30 protein-coding genes and 1 pseudogene are annotated in these 22,578 nt (G+C 53.2%); 11 read left to right on the forward strand and 20 right to left on the reverse strand.

The window, feature by feature from the left end:
- Positions 1-171 precede the first annotated feature (171 nt).
- Both ACN2TU_RS22455 and ACN2TU_RS22460 read left to right on the forward strand, forming a co-directional pair.
- The gene (locus tag ACN2TU_RS22455; RefSeq protein WP_435158586.1) at positions 172-3,228 is read left to right on the forward strand and encodes a bacterio-opsin activator domain-containing protein; all 3,057 of its coding nucleotides are present in this window, start codon (positions 172-174) and stop codon (positions 3,226-3,228) included.
- 344 nt (positions 3,229-3,572) lie between these two features.
- A complete protein-coding gene (locus ACN2TU_RS22460; protein ID WP_435158587.1) occupies positions 3,573-3,731 on the forward strand; it encodes a hypothetical protein in 159 nt (52 codons plus the stop codon).
- Between the two features lie 82 nt (positions 3,732-3,813).
- On the opposite strand, the gene ACN2TU_RS22465 is transcribed toward ACN2TU_RS22460, so the two are convergent.
- Both ACN2TU_RS22465 and ACN2TU_RS22470 read right to left on the reverse strand, forming a co-directional pair.
- Positions 3,814-4,215, reverse strand: coding sequence for a toxin-antitoxin system TumE family protein (locus tag ACN2TU_RS22465; RefSeq protein ID WP_435158589.1), 402 nt, complete (start codon positions 4,213-4,215; stop codon positions 3,814-3,816).
- Between the two features lie 78 nt (positions 4,216-4,293).
- Complete coding sequence (locus ACN2TU_RS22470) at positions 4,294-4,890, reverse strand: winged helix-turn-helix domain-containing protein (RefSeq protein ID WP_435158590.1); 597 nt, start codon at positions 4,888-4,890, stop codon at positions 4,294-4,296.
- A gap of 193 nt (positions 4,891-5,083) precedes the next feature.
- On the opposite strand from ACN2TU_RS22470, the gene ACN2TU_RS22475 reads away from it, so the two are divergent.
- Together ACN2TU_RS22475 and ACN2TU_RS22480 are read left to right on the forward strand one after the other, a co-directional pair.
- Complete coding sequence (locus tag ACN2TU_RS22475) at positions 5,084-5,773, forward strand: flavodoxin domain-containing protein (protein ID WP_435158591.1); 690 nt, start codon at positions 5,084-5,086, stop codon at positions 5,771-5,773.
- 6 nt (positions 5,774-5,779) lie between these two features.
- Entirely contained in the window at positions 5,780-6,220 is a 441-nt protein-coding gene (locus ACN2TU_RS22480; RefSeq protein WP_435158592.1) for a DUF6653 family protein, read from the forward strand.
- Between the two features lie 326 nt (positions 6,221-6,546).
- Here ACN2TU_RS22480 and ACN2TU_RS22485 read toward each other — a convergent pair whose 3' ends face one another.
- The 3 genes from ACN2TU_RS22485 to ACN2TU_RS22495 all read right to left on the reverse strand — a co-directional run bounded on the left by ACN2TU_RS22485 (position 6,547) and on the right by ACN2TU_RS22495 (position 8,236).
- Positions 6,547-7,131, reverse strand: coding sequence for an HdeD family acid-resistance protein (locus tag ACN2TU_RS22485; RefSeq protein ID WP_435158593.1), 585 nt, complete (start codon positions 7,129-7,131; stop codon positions 6,547-6,549).
- 375 nt (positions 7,132-7,506) lie between these two features.
- Complete coding sequence (locus ACN2TU_RS22490) at positions 7,507-8,049, reverse strand: universal stress protein (protein ID WP_435158595.1); 543 nt, start codon at positions 8,047-8,049, stop codon at positions 7,507-7,509.
- Entirely contained in the window at positions 8,042-8,236 is a 195-nt protein-coding gene (locus ACN2TU_RS22495) for a helix-turn-helix domain-containing protein (RefSeq protein ID WP_435158971.1), read from the reverse strand. The genes ACN2TU_RS22490 and ACN2TU_RS22495 overlap by 8 nt, the downstream gene beginning before the upstream one ends.
- A 177-nt stretch (positions 8,237-8,413) precedes the next feature.
- On the opposite strand from ACN2TU_RS22495, the gene ACN2TU_RS22500 reads away from it, so the two are divergent.
- Positions 8,414-8,596 carry a hypothetical protein gene (locus ACN2TU_RS22500; protein WP_435158597.1) on the forward strand — a complete coding sequence of 61 codons (183 nt, stop codon included), beginning with the start codon at positions 8,414-8,416 and terminating at the stop codon, positions 8,594-8,596.
- Between the two features lie 184 nt (positions 8,597-8,780).
- Entirely contained in the window at positions 8,781-9,188 is a 408-nt protein-coding gene (locus ACN2TU_RS22505) for a nuclear transport factor 2 family protein (RefSeq protein WP_435158599.1), read from the forward strand.
- 89 nt (positions 9,189-9,277) lie between these two features.
- On the opposite strand, the gene ACN2TU_RS22510 is transcribed toward ACN2TU_RS22505, so the two are convergent.
- Complete coding sequence (locus ACN2TU_RS22510; protein ID WP_435158972.1) at positions 9,278-9,520, reverse strand: MarR family transcriptional regulator; 243 nt, start codon at positions 9,518-9,520, stop codon at positions 9,278-9,280.
- Positions 9,521-9,550: 30 nt separating this feature from the next.
- Between ACN2TU_RS22510 and ACN2TU_RS22515 the strand changes: the two genes are divergently transcribed.
- Positions 9,551-9,958: an SWIM zinc finger family protein gene (locus tag ACN2TU_RS22515; RefSeq protein WP_435158601.1), complete on the forward strand. Its 408-nt coding sequence runs from the start codon at positions 9,551-9,553 to the stop codon at positions 9,956-9,958.
- A gap of 15 nt (positions 9,959-9,973) precedes the next feature.
- Here the strand turns inward: ACN2TU_RS22515 and ACN2TU_RS22520 are convergent, their stop codons facing one another.
- The 5 genes and pseudogenes from ACN2TU_RS22520 to ACN2TU_RS22540 form a co-directional block, all read right to left on the reverse strand.
- Positions 9,974-10,414, reverse strand: a complete 441-nt coding sequence (locus ACN2TU_RS22520; protein ID WP_435158602.1) for a type II toxin-antitoxin system VapC family toxin — start codon at positions 10,412-10,414, stop codon at positions 9,974-9,976.
- Positions 10,411-10,686, reverse strand: coding sequence for a hypothetical protein (locus ACN2TU_RS22525; protein WP_435158603.1), 276 nt, complete (start codon positions 10,684-10,686; stop codon positions 10,411-10,413). Before ACN2TU_RS22525 ends, ACN2TU_RS22520 begins: the two co-directional genes overlap by 4 nt.
- A gap of 440 nt (positions 10,687-11,126) precedes the next feature.
- Positions 11,127-11,390: an AAA family ATPase gene (locus tag ACN2TU_RS22530; RefSeq protein WP_435158605.1), complete on the reverse strand. Its 264-nt coding sequence runs from the start codon at positions 11,388-11,390 to the stop codon at positions 11,127-11,129.
- Positions 11,391-11,734: 344 nt separating this feature from the next.
- A pseudogene (locus ACN2TU_RS22535) lies at positions 11,735-12,442 on the reverse strand (RNA-guided endonuclease TnpB family protein); the annotation flags it as partial.
- Positions 12,439-12,576, reverse strand: coding sequence for a plasmid partition protein ParG (locus ACN2TU_RS22540; protein WP_435158606.1), 138 nt, complete (start codon positions 12,574-12,576; stop codon positions 12,439-12,441). The gene ACN2TU_RS22540 and the pseudogene ACN2TU_RS22535, both read right to left, overlap by 4 nt.
- A 55-nt stretch (positions 12,577-12,631) precedes the next feature.
- On the opposite strand from ACN2TU_RS22540, the gene tnpA reads away from it, so the two are divergent.
- Positions 12,632-13,030 (forward strand): IS200/IS605 family transposase, encoded by a 399-nt coding sequence (tnpA, locus tag ACN2TU_RS22545; protein WP_435158608.1) that lies wholly within the window; start codon positions 12,632-12,634, stop codon positions 13,028-13,030.
- Here tnpA and ACN2TU_RS22550 read toward each other — a convergent pair.
- The 5 genes from ACN2TU_RS22550 to ACN2TU_RS22570 all read right to left on the reverse strand — a co-directional run bounded on the left by ACN2TU_RS22550 (position 13,027) and on the right by ACN2TU_RS22570 (position 15,539).
- Complete coding sequence (locus ACN2TU_RS22550; RefSeq protein ID WP_435158609.1) at positions 13,027-13,152, reverse strand: hypothetical protein; 126 nt, start codon at positions 13,150-13,152, stop codon at positions 13,027-13,029. The genes tnpA and ACN2TU_RS22550 overlap by 4 nt on opposite strands.
- A 92-nt stretch (positions 13,153-13,244) precedes the next feature.
- Positions 13,245-13,532 (reverse strand): HVO_A0114 family putative DNA-binding protein, encoded by a 288-nt coding sequence (locus ACN2TU_RS22555; RefSeq protein ID WP_435158611.1) that lies wholly within the window; start codon positions 13,530-13,532, stop codon positions 13,245-13,247.
- 226 nt (positions 13,533-13,758) lie between these two features.
- Positions 13,759-14,250 carry a DUF8154 family protein gene (locus ACN2TU_RS22560; protein ID WP_435158612.1) on the reverse strand — a complete coding sequence of 164 codons (492 nt, stop codon included), beginning with the start codon at positions 14,248-14,250 and terminating at the stop codon, positions 13,759-13,761.
- Complete coding sequence (locus tag ACN2TU_RS22565) at positions 14,243-14,953, reverse strand: nucleotidyltransferase domain-containing protein (protein ID WP_435158613.1); 711 nt, start codon at positions 14,951-14,953, stop codon at positions 14,243-14,245. Before ACN2TU_RS22565 ends, ACN2TU_RS22560 begins: the two co-directional genes overlap by 8 nt.
- Before the next feature lie 166 nt (positions 14,954-15,119).
- Positions 15,120-15,539, reverse strand: a complete 420-nt coding sequence (locus tag ACN2TU_RS22570; RefSeq protein ID WP_435158614.1) for a hypothetical protein — start codon at positions 15,537-15,539, stop codon at positions 15,120-15,122.
- A 149-nt stretch (positions 15,540-15,688) separates the two neighbouring features.
- Between ACN2TU_RS22570 and ACN2TU_RS22575 the strand changes: the two genes are divergently transcribed.
- The gene (locus ACN2TU_RS22575) at positions 15,689-15,916 is read left to right on the forward strand and encodes a hypothetical protein (RefSeq protein ID WP_435158615.1); all 228 of its coding nucleotides are present in this window, start codon (positions 15,689-15,691) and stop codon (positions 15,914-15,916) included.
- Between the two features lie 96 nt (positions 15,917-16,012).
- Here ACN2TU_RS22575 and ACN2TU_RS22580 read toward each other — a convergent pair whose 3' ends face one another.
- Both ACN2TU_RS22580 and ACN2TU_RS22585 read right to left on the reverse strand, forming a co-directional pair.
- Entirely contained in the window at positions 16,013-16,552 is a 540-nt protein-coding gene (locus ACN2TU_RS22580) for a PIN domain-containing protein (protein ID WP_472850221.1), read from the reverse strand.
- The gene (locus ACN2TU_RS22585; protein WP_435158618.1) at positions 16,545-17,168 is read right to left on the reverse strand and encodes a DUF7437 domain-containing protein; all 624 of its coding nucleotides are present in this window, start codon (positions 17,166-17,168) and stop codon (positions 16,545-16,547) included. Before ACN2TU_RS22585 ends, ACN2TU_RS22580 begins: the two co-directional genes overlap by 8 nt.
- An 867-nt stretch (positions 17,169-18,035) precedes the next feature.
- Between ACN2TU_RS22585 and ACN2TU_RS22590 the strand changes: the two genes are divergently transcribed.
- Both ACN2TU_RS22590 and ACN2TU_RS22595 read left to right on the forward strand, forming a co-directional pair.
- Entirely contained in the window at positions 18,036-18,716 is a 681-nt protein-coding gene (locus ACN2TU_RS22590; RefSeq protein ID WP_435158619.1) for a hypothetical protein, read from the forward strand.
- A gap of 340 nt (positions 18,717-19,056) precedes the next feature.
- Positions 19,057-20,256 (forward strand): hypothetical protein, encoded by a 1,200-nt coding sequence (locus ACN2TU_RS22595; protein ID WP_435158620.1) that lies wholly within the window; start codon positions 19,057-19,059, stop codon positions 20,254-20,256.
- A gap of 303 nt (positions 20,257-20,559) precedes the next feature.
- Here the strand turns inward: ACN2TU_RS22595 and ACN2TU_RS22600 are convergent, their stop codons facing one another.
- Positions 20,560-21,522: an oxidoreductase gene (locus tag ACN2TU_RS22600; protein ID WP_435158621.1), complete on the reverse strand. Its 963-nt coding sequence runs from the start codon at positions 21,520-21,522 to the stop codon at positions 20,560-20,562.
- Between the two features lie 171 nt (positions 21,523-21,693).
- Complete coding sequence (locus ACN2TU_RS22605) at positions 21,694-22,515, reverse strand: IS5 family transposase (RefSeq protein ID WP_435158623.1); 822 nt, start codon at positions 22,513-22,515, stop codon at positions 21,694-21,696.
- Positions 22,516-22,578 lie beyond the last annotated feature (63 nt).

Raw genomic sequence — 22,578 nt, forward strand, 5'->3', positions numbered from 1 at the left:
TAGAAGTGATTAGGTTCTTCTCACCGGAATGGTGGACGGCTTCTGAATTAGTACGGCAATTTTTGTTGACGATTTTGTTCGGGATGCACATCCGTCCATATTGGGTACTATCTCGACAGAATGACTCCATCGACGGAACCTTGATATCCGGGGTGTCCAGTATACAGGATAATGAAATCGGAACCGCTAACCAACAGTCTTCGAGAAACACTCGCAATCTTCGACGAGTCTAAGGAACCTTGGACGACGCCTGAAGTGGCTGAGTCCCTTGGCCTCGGTCGACGGAGCACCTACGCCCGACTGGAGCGGCTTGTCGAGCATAACAAGATCAAAACGAAGAAGGTTGGCGCGAATGCCCGTGTATGGTGGCGATCGCCGACAAACGCGGATAAAGCGGTTCCTGACTGGTCGGCTGCTGCGGAGTCCCTTATCGACGATGTCCTCGGAGACGTCGAAGTCGGCATCTTCGTCCTCGACGAGAACTTTGACATCGCCTGGATCAACGGCGCGACGGAACGATACTTTGGGCTTGATCGCGAGCAGGTCGTTGGCAGAGACAAGCACCAACTCATCGACGAGCACATCGCAAGGATCGTCAAGGATTCTGGGGAGTTTACGGAGACGGTTCTGGCGACGTACGACGACAACACATATACTGAACACTTTGAATGCCACGTGGTATCGGGAGACAAACACGAGGGTCGCTGGCTCGAACACCGAAGTAAACCCATCAAGTCTGGAGAGTACGCGGGCGGCCGTGTCGAACTCTACTACGACGTTACCGACCTCAAGCAAAAGGAGCAGCAGCTCGAACACCAGCGAACCAAGTTGCGATCTGAACTTAACGAGGTGTTCGACCGCATTAATGACGCTGTTTGCGGACTAGATGGGGACTGGCGGTTCACGTACCTCAACGACCGCGCCGAAGAGCTCGTCGGGAAGACGGAAAAAGAACTTCTGGGCTCACATGTCTGGGACGCCTTCTCCGGCGACCTCCATCGCTCATTTATCGATTACTACGAACAGGCAATGGAAACCCAGACCCCTGTCACCTTCGAGGAGTATTCCGATGCAGCTGAGGCGTGGCTGGAGGTCACGGCTTATTCTTCCAAGAGCGGCCTCTCGGTCTACTTCCGAGACATCACTGAACGCAAAGAACGTGAACGGGCACTCGAAGAATCTGAGCAGCGCTACCGCACGCTCGTAGAGAACTTCCCAAACGGAGCAGTCGCTTTCCTAAACCACGATTTACAGCATACGATTGTCGGAGGACAGGGCTTTAACAACCTGGATTTCAACGCTAACGACCTTCAAAACAAACGCATGCAAGAAGTGTATTCTGAGGACGTCTCAGAGATCATCGAACCACACTACCGTGCTGCACTCGATGGTACAGCAAACTCGTTCGAGCTGGAGGTCCAGGGACGAACGTTGGAATTTCGAACGATCCCATTGACTACCGACGATGACGACGTGTTCGCTGCCATGGCGGTGTCACAGGACGTAACTGAACGTAAACAATACGAAGAGCGACTCCAGGCGCTCTACACTTCGTCACGCGGATTCCTCACAGCGGACACGACACCAGAAATCAGCCAAATTCTCATTGAGACGGCGAGCGATGTCCTCGACCTCCCTGGAGTCGTGTTCTATGACTACGATGCCGAACGTGACCGCCTCGTCCCCGAGAAAACGTCTCGCGAGGCTGACTTCATGCGTGAGGAGTTTCCAGAAGTCCCGTCCGACGATAGTAGCATCACAGGCAGCGTGTTCAGTAGTGGCGACCCCCAGTACTACGAGAACGTGCTTGAGTCACCAAACCTTCAGATGTCCCCAGATGCGACCGAAATGCGTGCCGGGCTATTCGTCCCACTGGGTACTGAAGGGATTCTTACCGCCGGGTCACGTGATGTCGATGGATTTGATTCGAGTATCCGTCAATTGCTGGAATTGTTGGCGACGAACGCCGAAATTGCGTACAAACGCGTAGATAGCAAGCAGGAACTGATTCACCGGAACGAGCAACTCACGGCGCTGAATAGTCTCAACAAGGTAATTCAGGAGATCATGGACGCCGTTATTAACCAATCCACGCGCGAGGAGATCGAGGCGACCGTCTGTGAGCACCTTGCCGACTCCGATTCGTACCTATTTGCCTGGATTGGCGATGCCGATGCCGCTACTCAAACAGTGAACATGCGGGCTAAAGCTGGCGTTGAGGGTGATCTCGATGGGATCACGATCTCTGTCGATCCCGACGATGATCGGAGCAAGGGCCCCATCGGCAGAGCGTTCCGAACAGGCGAGATACAGACATCACAGGACCTCGATTCTGACTCCCGGTACGATCCCTGGCGGGATCAAATCGAATCGTACGGTTTCCGATCGTCCGCCGCAATTCCGATTATTCACGAGGATACCGTTTATGGCGTACTCAGTGTCTACGCGGAGCGGCCATTTGCATTCGACGGCCACGAAGGCGAGTTAATCGCTCAACTCAGTGAGATTATAGGCCATACAATCGCCGCTACTGAGCGAAAACGGGCGCTGATGAGCGATGAACTTGTCGAACTAGAGTTTCGGATTCAAAACGTCGCTGCAACCCTTGGCATCCCGGCCAAGATGGAGGGGACCATCACGCTCGATAACGCGGTTCCGATCGGCGATGACGAGTTCCTCGTGTATGGCACCGCAACATCGGATGCTATCGATACCGTGACCAGCCTCGTCGAAACGCTCCCTCACTGGAATGCGGTTACCTTTCACTCAGAGGGGACTCCCACTAGCTTCGAACTCAAGCTAACTGAGCCACCCATACTCTCGATCGTCGCATCCATTGGTGGTAACATCAAGGAGGTCACCATCGATGACGGCAATTACCAGATGACAATCCACCTTGCACCGAGTGTCGACGTTCACCGGGTCATCGACGCCGTTGAAAAAGAATATCCACAGGCCGAGATGATCCGCCGCCGGCAGATTACGCGATCGCACGACGATTCTCAGCGCCTCTTTCGGCACCTTGTATCGGATCTCACCGATAGACAACACGCCACCTTGGATGCTGCCTACCACGCAGGGTTTTTTGAGTGGCCCCGTGAGACGTCTGGTGAGGATGTTGCCGAATCAATGGGTGTGGCCCCACCGACTTTCCATCAGCATCTCCGGAAGGCTGAGCGGAAAGTGTTTGACCTGGTGTTTTCAACTACGACGTACAGTACTGAGTAAAAGCAAGGAAGTGACCACGCTAACACCAGATGTGGACAAATTCACCACCTCATGGCACACGCAGAATCGGTATAATGCATAATTTGGCGTAGAAAGAACGGTTCCCTTTGGTGTGTTGAAACACGCCAAATGCGCCAACACCCGGCACCGGTCTTCCCAATGCTACCAGAAGACCATGAGTACAAAGCAATCCGCAGCCCGTGACGCTGACGAGACGGCACAGAAACGCGCACAGGCCGACCAATTCGCCTTCGACGTCGATGCCCCCAGACTCCTCACTGTCACCAACGAGAGCCACGACAAGCCTACTGAACATCATCCACCACAATGCCTTTTGCGAACACATGACCGCCGTCGAAAACACAACCGACGACGGAACGCTCAAAGCCTTCCCCTCCGAGGACTACAACGATTCCGAACCCGAAGGCTGCGACTGTGACGGCCTCGGAGGCTTCCCGTACTGGCCATGCGTGCGAACGGGACGGAAGGAACTGCCGAACTAACCACTGCTTCAGCTCTTTTTATCCATGGCACGGCAATTGACATTCACAGATATCACCGACCAGCGAACGCTCATGGAGACTATTAGGGTGGATTCTGAGCGGTATTGAGCTCGGCAAAACTCTCGGTTTCGTACCCCCGACGCCACAGTTTCAACACGGCTTGTGACACAAGCCGTGGTTCCTCAACTTCTATGCATGACTGAATTGCCGTTTGCGAGTCTGCTTCCGGCGGTTCGTGGAAATGCTTTTCCGGGGAATGGGTATTCGGGTGTCGATCAAATCGCCAGTTCACATCGACTTCATCTACGTAGTGAAATCGGTATGCTCCGGATGCGTACCACGTGATATCGAATCGACACCACGTAGCGTCTCCAATTCCATCAGTGAACATGACACGGAGTTCTTTCGGAGAGAGAATATTATCGAACACCGCGTCCTCGACGACGGGTTCTTCCTGAAGAACAATATCTCGTATCGTCTGCATCTCAGCCGCATCAGGCGGTCCGATAGCACCACTTAGCTCGTCAGAAGAAATTCCGGCAGATGAATCGCCTACCATTTCTCAGACGAGTGTTCCAGAATCGGTTCCATGGGCGAACGCTCCACGAGACTCACTACTTCCAGTGGCCTCAGTACGATCTCCACTATCGGGGGTAAAATCATAGAGTGCAAGCGCCGCCTGTGCAACGTGAAGATTCTTTTCGAGTGCTCGCCACTCCGAAACGGCTGTCCACTCGTCGGTCTCTGCGGACTCTATCTGGAGTGCAAGATCATCCGGAGTAGTCGCGTCAAAGTCGTCTTGATACGCCTGTACTTGCTCTCGGAGATCTTGAATACCATTTGCGAGCTCTTCCCGTGAGAGTTGGGTATGTAACTCGCTAATACGTTGCATCGCGACGGTTTGTCGCGAGCGTTTGTATTGTTCTCCGCGTCCTGTCCTTTCCGTCTGAGCGATACCTGCTTCGACGAGGATTTGAAGATGTTTTCGAGCTGTTGGCTCGCTAACGCGGGCGCGTTCGGCGAGTTCTTTAGCGTACTGTGGGCTAGTCGTCGAGAGAAGTACCTCACGGACGCGTTCGAATGGTGTCGTCTCCGCTTTCCATTCCTCAACGACTGCTTCGTTAACGTCTCCTTCCCACAGTGGATCTGAATCGGGCATTACACTCCTCTAGGAGTCACAGACAAATATAGATTTTCCCAAAAATCCATATTTTCCCTAATGGTGCCCTGGACGCCACTATGGATTTCCTCGAGCGAATCTCAGCTGAAACTGATTGGCTACCAAAGACTGAGCTCGCTCTCGAATAAAGTCAGGAAACCTATTTCGGGCTTCGTGACGTACATATTTCGCCATGACTTCGATCCTTATCGCGTACGGAACCGGTGAGGGCCAAACAAAGAAAGTGGCCGAGTACATTGACTCGGTCCTCGAGGGGCAGGGATTCGACGTGACGACTACCCACGTGTCCGAGGCTTCCGATATCGCCGTGAGTGAATTCGATGGGGTGTTAATCGGTGCCTCGGTTAACAACCGTACGCATCAACCAGAGGTATTGACTTTCGTTGAGCGCTACAACCAAGCGCTGGCTGACCGGCCATCCGGGTTCTTCCAGTTGTCGCTGGCGTCCGCTTTCTCGTCGGAGTGGGCCCGAGACGGGGCAGCGGACTACGTCGAGAAGCTTGAAGGGACGACCGGCTGGCATCCGGATCGAGTAGGCCTGTTCGCAGGCGCCCTCAAGTACACGCAGTACGACTTCAAGATGCGCTGGCTCTTCAAATTGGCCGCGCTCGCATTTGGCCTCGATACAGATACGTCGCGTGATTACGAGTACACAGACTGGGACGATGTCGAACACTTCGCGACGTCGTTTGGAGAACTCGTCGAGAGCAAACGACCTCCGTCCCGCCATGACGGAACGATCCAGAGCACTGTTCGAGGCACCGTCGGGCGTCGCGGTGTTGCCCTTTCCCTGGCGATTGGTCTTGCCGGAGTCATCTACTTCGTATCCCGATGGGACAAGGGGACTGATCAGCGTCAATAAATCAGTATGAAAGACACGCTCGACAGGACTGAGGAAGTCCTCTGGTCGCGGCATGCAAACCCGAAGAGTGGGTGGACTCGGGTCCCGACCGGGGCTGTCCTCGTCTACGCCGTCTACCAGCGCGACTGGCGACTCCTCCTCGCGGGATTGCTTTGGGCCGCGATCAACCCGTTTCTCTTCTCGCCGCCGGAAACGGACGATGCGTGGATGACTCGAGGCGTCCTCGCCGAACGCTGGTGGGTACGCGAGGAAGGAAGAGGAACCATGGGAGTCACCTACCCTAATATTTGCAATTCGGTCAGCGCGATGGCTTTCCTTTATGCGTTCGTCGCCGCGTGGAAACGACGGCCAACTAGTGCCGCAGTGGCAACGGTGGTGGCAAGTGGGCTGAAACTCTGGTGGATCCGCGTTCTCGTACGACGGTTCGATTCAGCCCAAAAACCATAATTTACCGTCCAATTCGCAGGATTCGTCAGAAGAGTCGTTCGGCCTGATGGTCGCCACCTGTCTGCACTATCTCCATCGGAATGTCCTTTGCAAACATAGGGCAGCTGCCGAAAGTACAATCGACGATAGGATACTCACCGCATTCCTCGAGACGACGAAGATGATGCCACACCAACGGAGTGCGATTGTGATGGTCTCGGTGGTTTCCCGTGTTGGCCGTGCGTGCGAGCGGGAAGGAAGAAACGGCCGAACTAACCCCTTTCATTCGTTCGGACTGTCGCGATTCTATCTAAAAGTGAACCAGTGAATGTGGTACGTGTCTCTGTTTACGCTTCTTGACCTCGCTCATCTGCTGATGTTTCTTCCGCGTTAGTTTTCCGAGTTGCTCGTCCGAGCATAACCATCGAAAATCCGGTGAAGAGCAGGTTCACACCAAGGAGGAGACCAACCGCCCACACTGCTGTGGCCGGAAACCCAACCCAGAGCAGGCCAGCGACGGTTAGCGATAGGATACCGCTCGCAAGGAGCCACATCCATCGTCTATTCCCCCGACCCGCTACAGCCCACCCGATTTCAACGACCCCATCGACGATGAAGAACGCAATCGCAAGAATCGTTAGCGACGTGAGACCGACAACTGGATTCGCCAAGAACATGATTCCCACGATGCCGTAAAGAATCCCGAGGAGAATTTGCCAGACAACTCCCCAGAAACTACCAGCCGAGAATGCATGCCCAACGTGAACGATTCCACCGACAACCAAGAGCGCACCAAGGAGTACCGATACCGATATTCCCGCGAAAAATGGGAATAGGATCGCAAGAAAGCCGAGTACTACGATGATGGCTCCTGCTATCACCCCGCCGTGGAATTGCTCTGAACTCGTGTCGACGCTTGTAGCTTGACTCATTGTTTTCCCAGACACAGTTCTCCAAGAGGGAGTAAAAAAGCGGAAAATCGTTCAAACATAGTTATAGTAGCATGTCATCATATCCCAGAATACAGGCACGTGTAACGGTCGTTGAATACCTCAGTTCATGCTATGAATTCGATTAGGATGGCGTTTTTCGCTTTGAAGGATATAGAGGGCCGGCTAATGGCCTGCACGTGTCCGCACCACATCGACCGCAACGCCTACTGCACACACATGGCCGTTCTCAGATAGTTGGTTACTCTTGCGACACAAGATATAATTCGAATACGTTCTTTTTGAATCCATGTTCTTTTAAATACATTATCTTCCACTACGAGCATGAACCTGGATTGATTATCTAAACTATGAATATCATGAGTCTGGGAGTTCGTCAACCTGATCGTGTGTCTCAGATACCGTCTCTGTCGCTTCAACTGCCGATTCACTCCGTAGCCTATCCTGGATATTTGCGATTACTTTATCGATATTGCCAACCGCGATCGTTAAAACAGGAATTGGTGCGGTTCGTACTACTCTCTCGGCCACGCTGCCGAGCAAATACCGTTCGTATCCCGTCCGGCCATGGGTTCCCATCACAATGAGATCGATTTCATTTTCGACAGCATATGTAAGGATCTCCGCACTGGGATCGCCCCATCGGATCTCTCGAATGACATCGAGACCGGCGTCAAGGATCCGTTCCTCAATGGCTTTCGTTGTGGCCTGACCATCCTCCTCGAGTGTTTTGCGGACATGGTCGCGTTCCTCATCCGGAATCGCCAGATACGCTCGTTCATCGACTACATAGAGTGAATGAACAGTCGCATTATTTTGCTTAGCCAGCTCGAGTCCCTGATCAACGACTGATTCCATTTTCTGGCTACCGTCGGTTGGAATCAGAATTGACTCATACATGACCATTAAATATCAAGGAGCCATACAAAGATTTCTTATGATTTCTAGGATGACGATGATTGACTGAACGGATAAGATGGTAGGAAACGGTTTGAATTGACGTCTCAAGGCGATCGGCAAATTCAGACGAAGTCCCTGGCTCGTCATTGATCGCCACAAGGAGTTTGCGAGCCGTCTCAGACGACAGCGTATCAAAGACTGCACCTGTGTCTCATTCATCAATGCCAAGAATGTGGATATCGCCAGCTTGCTCAGTATCGATCTCAGACGTCGAACGGGGTAACAGAAACATGACTGGATCAGTTGCCTATCTCCGGATTCGTTGAGACTACTCTTTTCCTTCTGTAACTCGTTCTCACAGCATATGAGCAAAGCCTGTACGTACTGTGGAAGTGACGTCCATGCGCATGAGCCTGTCTTTGTCGACGAAGAACAAGGAGGAGAACGAACCACTATTGGACAGTTCTGTAATTATGCGTGTTTGGCCCGGTACATCGAGGAGAATGAACTCGAGACAGGAGCATGCTGTCAAATTGATCTATCTTGACTGACTGATTCTGGAATTGCTTACTTTACACCCACTATTTCACGATTCACCGTCTCAACGAAGATTGTAGAGCACGATAGTACGTTTGATGGAGTAAGAACGGTGTCAAATCATAGGAGTGGTGTGCTAGCACATATCTATCTTTATGCTTTTGGGTGACGTACATACGACTTGGTGAAGAACCATGGCGAGCGCCGCTGCTAAGAGCAATGTCGAAATCGTGCAGCGTGTCTATGACGCGTTCAACGAGGGTGACATCGACACACCGATGGCCACAATGGCCGAGGATATCGAGTGGATCGAGCCTGAGGGCGACATCTACGGTGGGACGTACCATAGCCCTGAGGAGATCCTAAAGAACGTGTTCACCCCCTGCCTTGAGGACTTCGAGGATTTTGAGGTCGACACCGATGAATTCATTGATGGTGGTGACACGATCGTGGTCCTCGGTACCTTCCGTGGGAAGCACAGAACGTCAGACAAGCCCCTTGCTGTTCCCTTTGCACACGTTTGTGACCTGGAAGACGGTCGTATGACTCGGTTCATTGATTACTTAGATACGGTCCTCTGGAATGAGACGTACGAGGCGTAATCGGTGCACAAGGTGGCTCAAACTCCATATTTTAGCTGTGATCCTCTGTTGGCGCTCTGTTTCCACTTTGTTGTACTCCGGAACTTCACTTACTGGGTTTCGTCAGTTTGAATCGAATAGAGTCGCTTCCGAGCATCCGCAAAATAAAGTTTTTCTTCAATAAGATCGCATGAGTGCAGCTCGTTTAACGCATACCGAACGGTTCGAGGCGGAAGTCGGGTTTCCGTGACGAGTTGGTCTTGGGTGAGGTCAGATTCGTATTCTAATACCTTGTAGACCAGCTTGGCGCTTGGCGGTAAATCGTGCAGGAGAGTTAGTTTCTCTTGAGCCATTGTCATGGTGGATTGTCCTCCACGAAGGAAATGTTTCTGGGCTCTATTTTCTCTCGAATATCGCCCCTAGCCCTTGAAACTGACGAGACGGCACAGAAACGCGCACAGGCCGACCAATTCGCCTTCGACGTCCATGCTCCCGGACTCGTCGACGTCACCAACGAGAGCCACGAGAACCCTGCAGCCCACCAGTATACCGTCTCCATCGACGACGTGACTGAAGAACTGATGGCCTGTCCGGGTCCGCATCACGTCCACCGAAACGCCTACTGCACACACATGGCCGCCGTCGAAAATGTAACCGACGACGGGACGCGCGACACCTTCCCATCCGAAGACAAAGACGAGACCAAACCCGAAGACTGCGACTGCGACGGCCTCGGTGACTTCCCGTGCTGGCCGTGCGTGCGAACCGGACGGAAGGAACTACCGAACTAATTCTCCTCGCTCTTCTTATTCCGTAGACATATGAGAGGGGTCTGTTCGATGGACGATTCCATCGAAATCTGAGTCAAAGCTGAGGAGAGTATCGATATCATATCGTTCACAGAGCGTCACAAGACTTGCGTCAGTCACACTCAGATCGTGGTCTTGATATTGGATCCATGTATCGACTGTCGCCTTAAAGTCGTCGTGCCCCATCTGGATAATCTCAAATATCTCTGGGAATGATTCACGTCCAAGAATACGGTCGGAGACGGTTTTTGCAGCCGTAAATGAACCAGTCCGCATTCGAGTTAATGTGACCGTTTCGTCATAGACATAGTCACTGGTGTACGGTTGTCCGTATTCACCAGAAAGTACTGTATTCATCGCAGAAACCGCAGTATAATGGCGTTCAGCGTCTTCATCGTGATGGGCGTAAAAAACACCAGTGTCGATAAGAACGCTCATCCGTACAACTCTTCGTCGATGTCCGATTCCGATGTTTTCACGCCAGAAGAGACCATTCCTTGGTGGAACGCTTCTCGTTCACTTGAATCGAGTGCTGGCATTTCATCGCGAAATGAATCGATGAGATCAGCTTTCGAGTCAACCGCTTGTGCAACGATCCGGGCGAGAATTTCCTGTTGCGTTACTTGCTTTCCTGCTTTTAGACGAATTTCTGCTTGGAGTTCCTCCAAATCAGACTTCGTTCCTTCGTCCATTTTCACTGACGTTGCCATGCTAGTAGATTCTTCTACTCAGCAATAAATGCTACTTTGTTCAGTAGTAGCATAGCGCTGCCAGCTGCAAGCACATGGCCGCGTCGAGAACGCAACTGACGACGGCACGCTCAATGCATTCCCATCGGACGACGAGCGTATCAGTGGCCCGCACACTGGCTACGACAAGTACGACAACGTCGATCACTGTACAGTTCGTGCTACATATTTGGCGTGCTAACTGTCGTTGATTTCGATGATCGAATTCGACTACTCTGAACAATCGGGGGAAAACAGTCTACTTTCTGGGATTTCAACGCGTTTCAAGATGCGTAATTGGTTCTATAATGGAAGTAGAACGTGCGACGGCGGCGAGGTCGAATTTTCGAATTTAGCCGATTTTGGTGATTGACTTCCTGTGGGCAGTATAAGCGGCAGTGAATACACCCCGGGGCCCCGAATCAATCTGTGTGTAGATCGTAGTCCTCCTGATCCATTCGGAGACGATCAAGGACAAGCTCAGTCGCGAGTGTTTTCCCGAGACCGGCATCGCCGTAGAGGAAGATGTTCTTGGGTTGTGCACCATTGATCACAGGACGGAGAGCGGATTGATACTGTGCCAACTCCTCGTCACGGCAGATGAGTTGGTCTGGAGTATACGAATCGCGGAGCACATTCTCGTCTTGGAAGATCGTTTCATCCGGCGAAAACTTCTCCAGACCCATCTTGCAATAGGTCTAGATAGCATATGATATAAACCACGGTTCACGAGTTTCATGAGTGTCGGGTGTTTAAACCACCCCCTCCCCCCATTCTTCACGAGAGTTGGTTCGAAAGCGTGTATCCAAAAAGAATGTCTGACGATCTTCTAACCAACTTACATCGAGAAATAAAAGGACTAGTTGTATTACGGATTCTGTTATAGACACATCAACTTATAGATGTCGGTACTAGAGAAAGGGATTTCATCCCCCCCACCCCCTGTCTGTGCAGAAACACTCGTGAAAAGTGGGGGGAGGGGGTCACCACATCTTCGATAAAACACTCGTGAAATCTGGGGGGGTCTCACGTTCTGCACGCGCTTTCGCATCGTGAAGTAGCGGTGGCGCTCGAATTTGATTTCGGGGAAGTCGATGACCAACGTGTCCTCAACACCGTTCTCGGAGAGCGCGGTGAGAGCCACGTTGTCCTCGTTCACGTCCAAACCGACGACCGTTCGTGAGTCCTGCTTGTCACGGACGGTCTGTTCAGTGTTGGTAACGTTGACGTGCAACTCGGGGGTGTCGTTGTGGAACAGAGCTTCCGCAGTTCCAATCTTCCACTCGTCGCTTCCGAGTGCGGTCTTGAGAATATCGAGGTGAGCGTCACTCCCTTTGAGAACGCCCTTGACGTGCTTGTACGGCTTCGCGCTGATGCGGAACGCCACGTCACCGTCGTCGGTGAGCGACAGGTTGTACCCTTCCTCGTAGTTCGCACGGAGTGGGTACGCACCGTCCTTGGTGTGACTGGGTTGGCCGAAGTCGTCGTACTCGTAGTAGTTCTCCATCGCGCCGAGTGCTTTGGCGACGATGCGCTGGGTCGTGTTCTTCACGAGGTTGGCGTCGTCGGCTACACGGTCGGGAATCGCGTCCCAGTCCACGCCTTGTTTGGCGAGTCGGATGGTTTCGTTGTACACCGAGCGGGCTTCGAGAGTGGCGTCGTACAGCAGGCTCTCGTTGTCACTCTGGATGTCGAGTTGAAAGTCCAGCGTCTTGACGAGAGCCTGTGCGTCGGTCATTTTTCGGATTCGTTGAGCCATTCGTTGACGAGTCCGCGCACTACGTCGGACTTTGTTTCATCAACCTCGATGCATTTCTTCGAGAACTCCTTGTACACGTCGTCCTCGAAGTCCACGGACAGTCGTTTCGTCATCTCACATTCTTACTCAAATACTGAAATACTTAATTCTTGTTCACGTACTGTCTGTATGGGCGAGAAGCGGTCGAACAACACGGTATACAACGTCAACTACCACTTTGTGTGGTGTCCGAAGTACCGTCACGCGATTCTCGAACCAATTGAGGAGTCGCTGGAAGCGAGTTTCCGCGACGTGTGCGACGAGTACGGGTACGAGATACTGTCGCTCCACATCTCGCCCGACCACGTACATTTGTTCCTCTCTACTCACCCGAAGCACGCACCGAGCGAGATCGTACGGACGGTCAAAAGTATCACGGCACGAGAGATGTGGGAACAGCACGAGCCGCTCTTAGAAGAGTACCTGTGGGGCGGTGGGTTCTGGGAGGAATCATACTATGTGGGGACGGCAGGCGACGTTTCAACCGACACGATTGAACAGTATATCGAGCGAACGAGCCACGTTTAGCGGAGCGTACGGCCTTCACCCTCGGGGTCAAGCCCCGAGGCACTCGGCCTGCTCCGCCTGTAGAGCCCAATCGTCGTCGCGAGCTCTTCTTCATTTTGCAGGTTGTGGCGGTCAGTGAGCATGAGATCTCTTTGAACTGATGTAGGACAGACTCGTTACTGTATTCTGTGAATATTGATCTCCGATAGGTATCGGAAATGGAGACGGGAGGATGTCACACAATCGGTTCGACGACAACATGTTCGTGCTGCAGATACGGCTTCTTGGTACGCCCGCCCGTCTCGAAGCTGATCACACCATGGCGGGCCAGTGTTTCGAGGTCACGACTTACTTGCCCCTTATCGCGGTCAAGTTGGCGTGCGAGATCACGAACTGACGCAATCTCGTTCTCGGAGAGGTATGTGATGAGATCGCGTCGTTTTGGAGTGAGGATTTCAGCCGCGCTTTCATGGCTCAGGACATGGACGCCTTCCATTCCACCGCGAGCAAGCGCTCGTGCCATCTGTTTTCGGCGATCACGGCGTGATTGCTCCGAAGTCGGTGTCGAGGGGGAGATCCGATCGTGTGGATTCAGACATGGTGATATTCTTACTGTTGTGTAGTGGTCACAACTACTAATCACTCGTTCTCGAGTATCACGAATCGAACAGAGAAAGCACTCTCTGATTTGGATTCAGTCTACTCAAAATGCTGCTCTCAACAAGAATACGGTCTCAAAGCGATGATTCTCATCTACAAAGGCAGTTGAAATGATCTCGTGGATGATCTCGCAGGAACGTATGTATCGTTATCGCAAGTTCGAGCATCGCATCCGCCTGCTCGGCGGTAACTGCCCGCCCTGAATAGTACGACGCCGCTCGGTTCTCGTTGTACAGTGCTTGGAAGTCTTCTTTCAAATCGTCGCTGATCACTCCCAGTTCAAACGCGCGTTGGTATGCGTATTCATGATCCATGAAATCGTGGACAGCGTCGTCGCTCATCGCGATAGCGTAGAATTCGAATGAGCGTTCGATCGCCCCAAACGCGAGTTCTACGACTGCTGTATGGTAGCCGTTTTGATCTTGAAGCGTCTGGGCGGCAGCAATTAGGCGACATGCCTTCTTGAGTTGTGCTTCATCTTCGGTTAGTTCGGCAAGCCCTTTTTCCGGCGTTCCACCTCGCTCAAAGGACCGGTGTGCCGTATCGAGTGCATCTGTGACTACCTTTGGATCGTCACTCATCGACTAGGTCCTCCATAATCAATTGGAATTTCTCGAACTCTTCGGTCTTGGAAAGTGTGATCCCAGAGACGACTGTTTCAGCGATATCTTCCGTGTGTGCAGGCACAGATGCGGGGGATTCAACAACGATATGAAAGTCGTATCGTTCACCATTGATCTGCTCCGACGCGAGTTCTTTCCCGATTTGCGCTGCTCGTCGTTGGTTGCGGCCTCGGTGTTCGCGAACGAGCACCCAGAGATCAATGTCGCTTTGTCGATCCGCTTCACCCCGTGCGACACTTCCGTAGACGAGAATTCCGAGGACATCATTGAGGTCCTCATTGAGTGTCTCGACAGCAGCTCGTACCGGTGCGTGGAATTCTGCCTGTGGGATACGGAGCAACGGATTATCTGGAATCATCACCCGTTCTCGATTGATACTGACGAGTTTCTTGTTTCCTTCCTGTCGAATGTGGACGAGGTCATTTGCTGCGAGCACGTCGACTGCTTTTCCGACGGTCCGATGTGTGACGTCCACCATGGACGCAAGTGTTCGGATCGTGTACTCCTTGAAAGGACGATCGATTAAAAATTGAAGCAATTTATCTGTTGCTTTGTGGCGATAGAGATTCGGGTTGCTTGCTGGCACTGGAACCTGTATCGTCGCTGCAGATGTTTCTTCACCTCCCGTTGACGCCGCGTGTTGGCTACTTTCGCTCTCCATAGATACCCTATGTAACCACTACTATAAAAACTTTATACGTATACTCCCGGCTGATCATACAAGAACCAGTATGCGAAATGCGGAATCAAAGTGTATCAAAGGGTAGCAAAACGAAAACGGTTGGGCCAGGGTTAGTATGTAATATTAACCTGCGACGCAACCCCTTTCAGACCTGTTCTTTTCGAATCGTCACGATATCTGCCGCCATACGCTCCGATCCTTTGGCTGCAATCACGAGCAGATTTGGCGCTGGCGTACAGGGCGCTCGATCACCGACATGAAATCCAGCATCTGCAGCACCCGGCAGTTGGACTTGATACCCGTTCCCTGCGATTTGGAGTGAGGCGTTTGTAACACGGTGAATCGAGACGGTGTCGAGCGCGGCTGACGTTGCGAGTTCGACGATGTTCTCATCGGTGATGCGGTCGATGTCGACGACGAGCAGGAGGTCGTTGAATGCGAATACACGGATGTCTGCAAGACGGGTGGGCTCATCATCGGTTTCTTCGACGAATCCAGCGGCTCTGGCAGGCTTTGTGACCTGAAGAGCAAGGCCATCGCCGGATCGTTTGATTGTGTTGGGCATTATTGGTTAGTATGTTATGCTAACCCAAGAGTATTCGCCCTGCTGGATGCACTCTCGGCTCGGAGTTGACCGTGAGATGTGGGGGTATCCATCCTTCCTAGCGGTATCCCGTGTACTTACCTGTACAGCTCTCAAATCCAGAGATAGCAATGAGTTCGAATGGGACGTCGCCACTCACTCCACTCGCGCAGGATGCGCTCGACGCGCTTGCGAGGAGACTTCCGGATGCGGGAGAGCTCACGTACGAGCAAGCGTATGCAATTCTCAACGACGAAGAAGATCTTGAGCGCCCTGCTGCCGAGGATATTATCGAACGGCTCTACATGAAAGGCCATCTCTATGAGGTCGACGGGAAGCTCCGACTCACCGATTATTGAGTACTGATTCATGCCTGTCCTGTTTCATCTTCGGCCCTCAGGGAACGGCCGAGACGCTTTCGCTATCGGAGGTAGTGAATCTCCGATCAGCAGGATTTACTTTTCAATATATTCGATGATATCCCAAATATTGAATACCCGAATATAGTCTTCATAGTACGTATCCGACAGAACGGTTTGAATCGTTTGTTCGGCGTTTTTGTCATCCATCACGATGCCGATGTCGTCGTGATCTGTGGAGGCTAGAATCATGATCGCTGTACCAGCCAGACCAGCGTCTGTCTTCCGGAGTTTATCCGGTGGTATTTGCTCAATCTTTGAGAGCCGCTGCTGAATTCGATCCATAATCACTGCTGCAGATGGTCCATCATAGACGCTTACTCCCTCCTGAACTGGTTGAGCAGCAGTAACCCACGACTCTGTTTGTGACTTGTGGAGCCAATCTGGGCTGATCCAGACCTCCTGTTCTTCGATCTCCTGTCGGACACGCTCACTCAGATACAATTCAATACTGTTTGCTTTCACGTATTCGGTGAAGAGTTGGTGTCGGTGGTGTCCCGGTCCACCGAGTGTCCGGAGAAAACTGGTGTCGAGGAGCAGTGCTGTCGGAACAGGGGGAAAAGATGTACTAGTCACGGCTGATCGTGTATGGGGCGTCAGCAATCACACGCTGGTGGATTTCTTCGGAGAGATCAGGGAGTTCCGGATCGTATCGACTCACGACCCCAATAACGGCTTCAATGGCTTGGGAAATTGCGATTCCAGCCGCCGATGAGACCTGTAGTGAATTGGCGACTCCGCGGCGGGTATGATTTCCATTGAGGTATTCGAGTGTTTCATCGATAGCACGGAGCAGGCGCTCGTTCCCATAACGCTCACTGAAGTACTTGATATCATCGTCGACTTTCGCAGCACCGTAAACGGCGATGACCGTCGGTGAGACGATGAGTGCAGTGTCGCCTGTTTCCCACGTCCCGGCGATTGGATCGACGTGCCAAAGTGCTGCCCCATCTTCGAGTTGATCGAGTTCTTCTGCAATGCCGAGTTCAGCTAGTTCGTTTGCGTATTTGTATGCCGTACTTTTCACGATATTCTGGCGTGCCATCGCTTCTTTGATCGTCGTTGGTGAATTGACGAGAAGGTCTGTGTAGAAGTACGCGAGATTGGGGTCCGACAGCAGCTTTTGTGCGATAAAGAAGGTTGCTGCCCCCTGATCTCCGTTGGGACTGCCGTTCTTGATGGTTCCTGACATTGTAGTCCATAGTACGCGAACTATAGACTAACCTGTTTCGGTGACCCTGTGAACATCTCTTACGGAGATATACACTCCGAGCTCGCGGAGAAAACACACTGTTGTTTTCTCAAAGCCTCACCCGAAGTGCGGAAAGTGGCACAGACGAGTGCTATCCTCTGTGTCACTGTTCGTCATCTCTCCGGGAAGCTCGATATCGGTTTTCAGGACGAGACGTAACTCTTAGTAGCTCAATCCGTCCTTGGATCGTTGCCACTTGATCTTCCCGAGCCGTCCATTCGAGAGTTCGTGCATCGCATCCATCGTCTGCTTCGACCTATACTCCGAAACTGACTATTCTGTGATTTTCAGTGGTCTTTGAGTTTCCGCGGATTCCCACTCGTCACACCTGCTTGTTCGCTCTTCGTACCTCCCCCTTTCTTTGGACGATTTTCGAGGTACGAAAGGCGATATCACGGCCTTAAAATTGCATATGGCAACGGAGGACTGATATCAGCGTGTAAAATCGTGTTTGCAACTGGTTTTGATTTCGATAAATGGTATATGCACCGCGTGCAGGTCTCTCCCGACTAAATACGGCATTTGTTGCCAATTGGATGTTTTATGTTTCCAATGCTATATGAAAATGGTCACCAATCGTGCATGAAAATAAGCGGTGGAAAACGGCTCACATTGCTCAATTTCCCAGCGAGAGCGTCTCAACCGTATTTGCAAATCAGTCGCTTCGGACAGTACGAACCAGCCATCTCAGAGTAGGTACTCAATGTGATAGGACGGGGAGATAATCTTCTTACAATAGGCTATCTCCTCTCAAGGTTTCGGGAGAATGGATAAAGAATTGTGCATGACATCGTGGGCTATGTGTGGGTGACACCAATCGAAGACGAAGAACAGACGTCGCTTTCAGAGCTTGTCTCGGAGATTTCCGAGGAAGTGGCAATTCGGCTTGAACATGAAGCCCACTACAACTGGATATCGTTTGTGCCGTTACGTGATTCAGATGCTGGTGCGTTGACGAAGTACTTCGGGAAGGTCACTGGTGATGACGAGTCCAAGTATCGAGGTATCGAGTGTCGGCAGCGGAGTACGCCGTCGTCTATCGATGATGCGCAGAAAGCGTTGATTCGAGCGGTGGATGCGTCTCGTGATCCAGAAGCGGTTTGTGAGGAACTGCGGTCGTGGGTTGATCGGCTTGAGCGTGGGGCAGTCGATCCGAGTGAGTTGGTGATCACGAATCGTGTTTCGAAGAAGAAGGAGGACTACACGCAATCGACCCGGAGTGTGGCAGCCTTAGAGCGGGCGGCTGAGTTGGGGTTGGGACGTGCGCCTGGTCAGAGTGTGTCGTATGTGGTGGTGGATGATTCGAAGAAATCGTGGGAGCGGGTACAGTTGGCGGGTGAGGAACTTGGTGAGTATGATGTCGGGTTTTATCGAGAGTTGTTGGTTCGTGCAGCAGCGAGTGTGTTGTCACCGCTTGGCTGGCGTGAGTCGGATATTGAGGAGGAATTGGGCCAGTATATCGAGTCTAGTTTGGCGTCGTTTGGGTGAGAAACACTGAGCAACGACCTTGTTGATATCCCCAATCGGTGATGGGTTTCAGTAACGCTACTGAATTGAAAGCGCTTCTCGGTTGAGATGGGAGCGTGACAGTCCTATCCGAACCAACCAATTGACGATGGAATTGTTAAGGTTACACTATCATCAGATAGATAGTAAATAACAAATAATCTATAACTGGCCAGACATCGGAGTTGCGAGCAAGAGACATGTTCCAAATATACGGTTTGAGGAGAGAGACGTTCGACACGTCGATCTCAAACTCGCTCAGGGCCTGCGCACACTCGTGGACTATCCACTTCGGCGCTCGATCTGAGCAGAGGAGTAAGTCATGCTCGTAATTACGATTGTCGTGATCGTGACGCTGCTCGCACTGAGCCTGGTGCTCTATTCGAGCCGCGTTCAGGAATCGAGGCGCTACCAGGCCATGGTCGTCCCGCTCGCCAACATCATGGACATCGGGTTCGTCGCGATGACGCCGATCATCGTGCACATTACCGGCGTCTTTTCGCCCCTGACAATGCTCGGCCTCTGTGTGCTCGGCTTGGTGATGGGCGGAGTCATGCGCTACAACATCCGAAATTTCGAACCGGTGATGGGCGAGAAGGGCCTCTTGCGCGGCATCTCGAACGTCGCCAAGTGGGCGTTGATCGTCGCCTCGCTCGTGAACGTCGCCTACTACCTGCAGCTGATGGCTTCGGCCATCATCTTTCCCTTCAACGTCGGGGACGGCCAGACGCTCGTGACGATAATCGCCGTGGGGTCGCTTGTAGCCCTCGGCGCCGTCGGCTACTTTTACGGGCTAGACCGGCTCAACGAGCGGGGTAATCGGATAACAGCCTTCAACCTCGCGGCCGTCACGGCGATCATCGTCGGGTTCCTCGCGTACAACGTCGTCATAGCCGTACAGGGGGATTGGTCGCTCCGCCCCTACAACCCGCCACGGACCACGCAGAGTCTCCGCCAGATTCTCGGCTTCTTCGCGCTCGTCCAGGGTTTCGAGGCGTCCCGGTACCTCACCGAGGAGTACAGCGCCGCACGCCGTATCCGCACGATGCGGAGCGCACAGATCATCTCCACGGTCGCCTTCGTGCTCTTCCCGGCGTCGGCACTCCTCCTCTTCTCGCAGGTTTTTCCCCAGCCGACGCCGGAAGCGGTCCTCGAGATCGCCCAGGTGGCGAGCCCCGTGCTCCCCTGGCTCGCGCTGCTCCTGGCCATCGGGAGCCAGTCGTCCGCCTCGATCAATGCGATCGCCTCACGCTCCGACGTCCTGGTGGAAGTCTCGAACAAGCGGATTCCGCGTCGGTACACCTTCCCGCTGCTCGCCGTGGGCGCAATCGCGATCGTGCTGGTCACCGACGTGCTCACGGCTGTCGCGATGGCTTCGCGGGTGTTCGCCGTGTTCTTCGCGATACAGTGTCTGATGGCATTGATCCTGGCCGCCCGCGACAAGCAGTGGGCACAGGCCGTGGGCATCACCCTGGTCGGCCTGGCAATGGCGGCCATCGCGATCTTCGGCATCTCTTCCTGAGTCAGGGCTGTTCCCGCAGACCTCATGGCCCGGGATCTGAACAGACGCTCTGTCTTGGCTACATCGTATGAGAGATTCATCCTCTATATCTGGCACACCATTTCTAACTGATGACTGGTAGGTAATGTTCAACTGCTGTCTCGCCAGCCCGGAACACTTTGGAACGTTCTCAACCATGCCGCCCTCGACTGTCACTCGTGGGAATAGTCGATTATGAGGCTCTGTTGAAATCCCATCGTTCCAACATTTGTCTCGCTGGAATAGCCGTTAGGTAGGTGTGCGAGTGTATCAGCAGCGCTCTCGCTAGTTCGGTTCAGGGAGGTCGAACGAGACCCCCGTGAGGTCTTCGGAGACGTCCCAGAGACGGCGGGCGAGTGTCTCATCGTACGAACGGTCGCTCGATGGCTGGACCACTGGGTCGCCGTACATGTTCATGAAGCCGTCGGGGCCGACGTACTCGCCGCCGTCGATACTCGGGTCGAGGGCGGCGTAGAGCATCGACTCTGCGCCACGTTCGGCGCTCCGTACGATCACTGCGTTCAGGAGTCTCATCAGCAGGAGGTCGGGCCGGAACCCGCCCTGTGCGGCGCTGTGGTCCAGGAGGTTCGTCTTGGACCCACCCGGGTGGCAGCCGAGGCTCTTCACGCTCGCCTTCGCCATGCGGAGTCGACGGTCAAGTTCGTAAGCGAAGAGGAGGTTCGCGAGTTTCGACTGTGCGTACGCCCCCCACGCGCTGTACGACTCCTCGCCCTGGAGATCCTCGAAGTCGATATCGCCGTTCCTGTGCCCGGCACTACTCTGCACGACGACACGGGACTCGCCCGTGGTCTGCTGTAAGACGGGGAGGAGGTGGGCGGTGAGCGCGAAGTGGCCGAGGTGGTTGACGCCGAACTGGTACTCGAATCCCTGTTCGGTCTCCGTGCGTGGGATAGCCATCACACCCGCGTTGTTACAGAGGACGTCGAGCGCTTCGTACGTCGACGTGAACCACTCGGCGAACGCCGCGACCGACTCGAGGTCGGCGAGGTCAAGCTCGTGGACCGTCAGCGACGCTCCCGGGACTTCGGCTTCGATTCGCCGCTTCGCTTCCTCGCCGCGCTCGATGTTCCGACACGCCATCACGACGTGTGCACCCTTCTTAGCGAGACCCTTCGTCACCTCGAAGCCGATTCCGCTGTTCGCCCCTGTCACCACGGCTGTCCCGACAGCAGGCAGCTCACCAGTTACGTCGTCGACTGAATCGGTAGAAGTGCTTCGTTCAGACATTGGCGATAGGTACGCAGAGAGACGGAACGAGGTGCGAGCTGATATCAGCGACCATTTCGACGGATAGCTTACGCCCGTCCATGCTGGTGATGACTGAGATTCATGTGGATACTACAATAGCGTTTGCCAGCAACTCGTTAGTTGATAGACACAGCCCTCTATATCTAACGTTCAGAGTGTCTTGTCGATGTTGTGAGTGAGACAGCTAACAGCAAGTTCACGGAACTGCTTCCACCAACGGCGTGAGCGGACGAATGCGCCATATTTTCGTTTGAGGCGAGAGTTCACCGCCTCGTTCTGACTCCGTTGGCCGTAGAGGTCGGCGTCCAGCCGAGCGTTCCACGCTTTGTGAAGGGACGAGAACTCGCGGTGCTTGATGAGCGGACGAACACCAGTTTTACGCGCTAATGCGCGAATCTTCTGGTCATCGTATCCCTTGTCGCCGAGGAGAACCGCTACTTCCCTGGTATTCCGCTTGATGAGCGACGGCGCGATCTTCGAGTCGTGTTTTCGTGTCGTCGTTACGTGTACGTCGAGAATCGCGTTCGACCTCGTGTCCACGAGAAGCGTGACCTTCAACTGCTGAATCGTCAACTTCGCTCGCTTTGTATAGTGTTTCGAGGCGTGACTCCGGTCGAACCCCGAGGCATCAATCCCGACGACACCGTTGGTTGGAAGGAGTGCGACCGAGAGGTTGAGCAGGACGCGCCAAACCGCCATATCGAGGCGATTGAACGCCTTACACAACGTCGAAGGAGAAGGGAGTTCCTGAAGGTCGATGGCGCTTCGGATACGAGGCATCTCTATAAGTTCGTCAAGAAGCGTCCGGTACGTCGTATTCTTCCGGATCTTGAGACAGAGCAAGACGATGTGCTGATGAAGTGTATACCGCCGTTTCGAGAACTTCGAGGAGTAACGAGCGACAGCTCGCTGAGCTAAGTGCATCGCTTGCTCAACGAACCGGAGTAACCGCGACTTCGGGAGGGCTTCCATCTGGTTAGACTACCGGGACAACTTGTAACTCTCTGATGATTTCAGCAGAGCCGATTATGACGT

It is taken from the genome of Haladaptatus marinus (genome assembly GCF_051194195.1).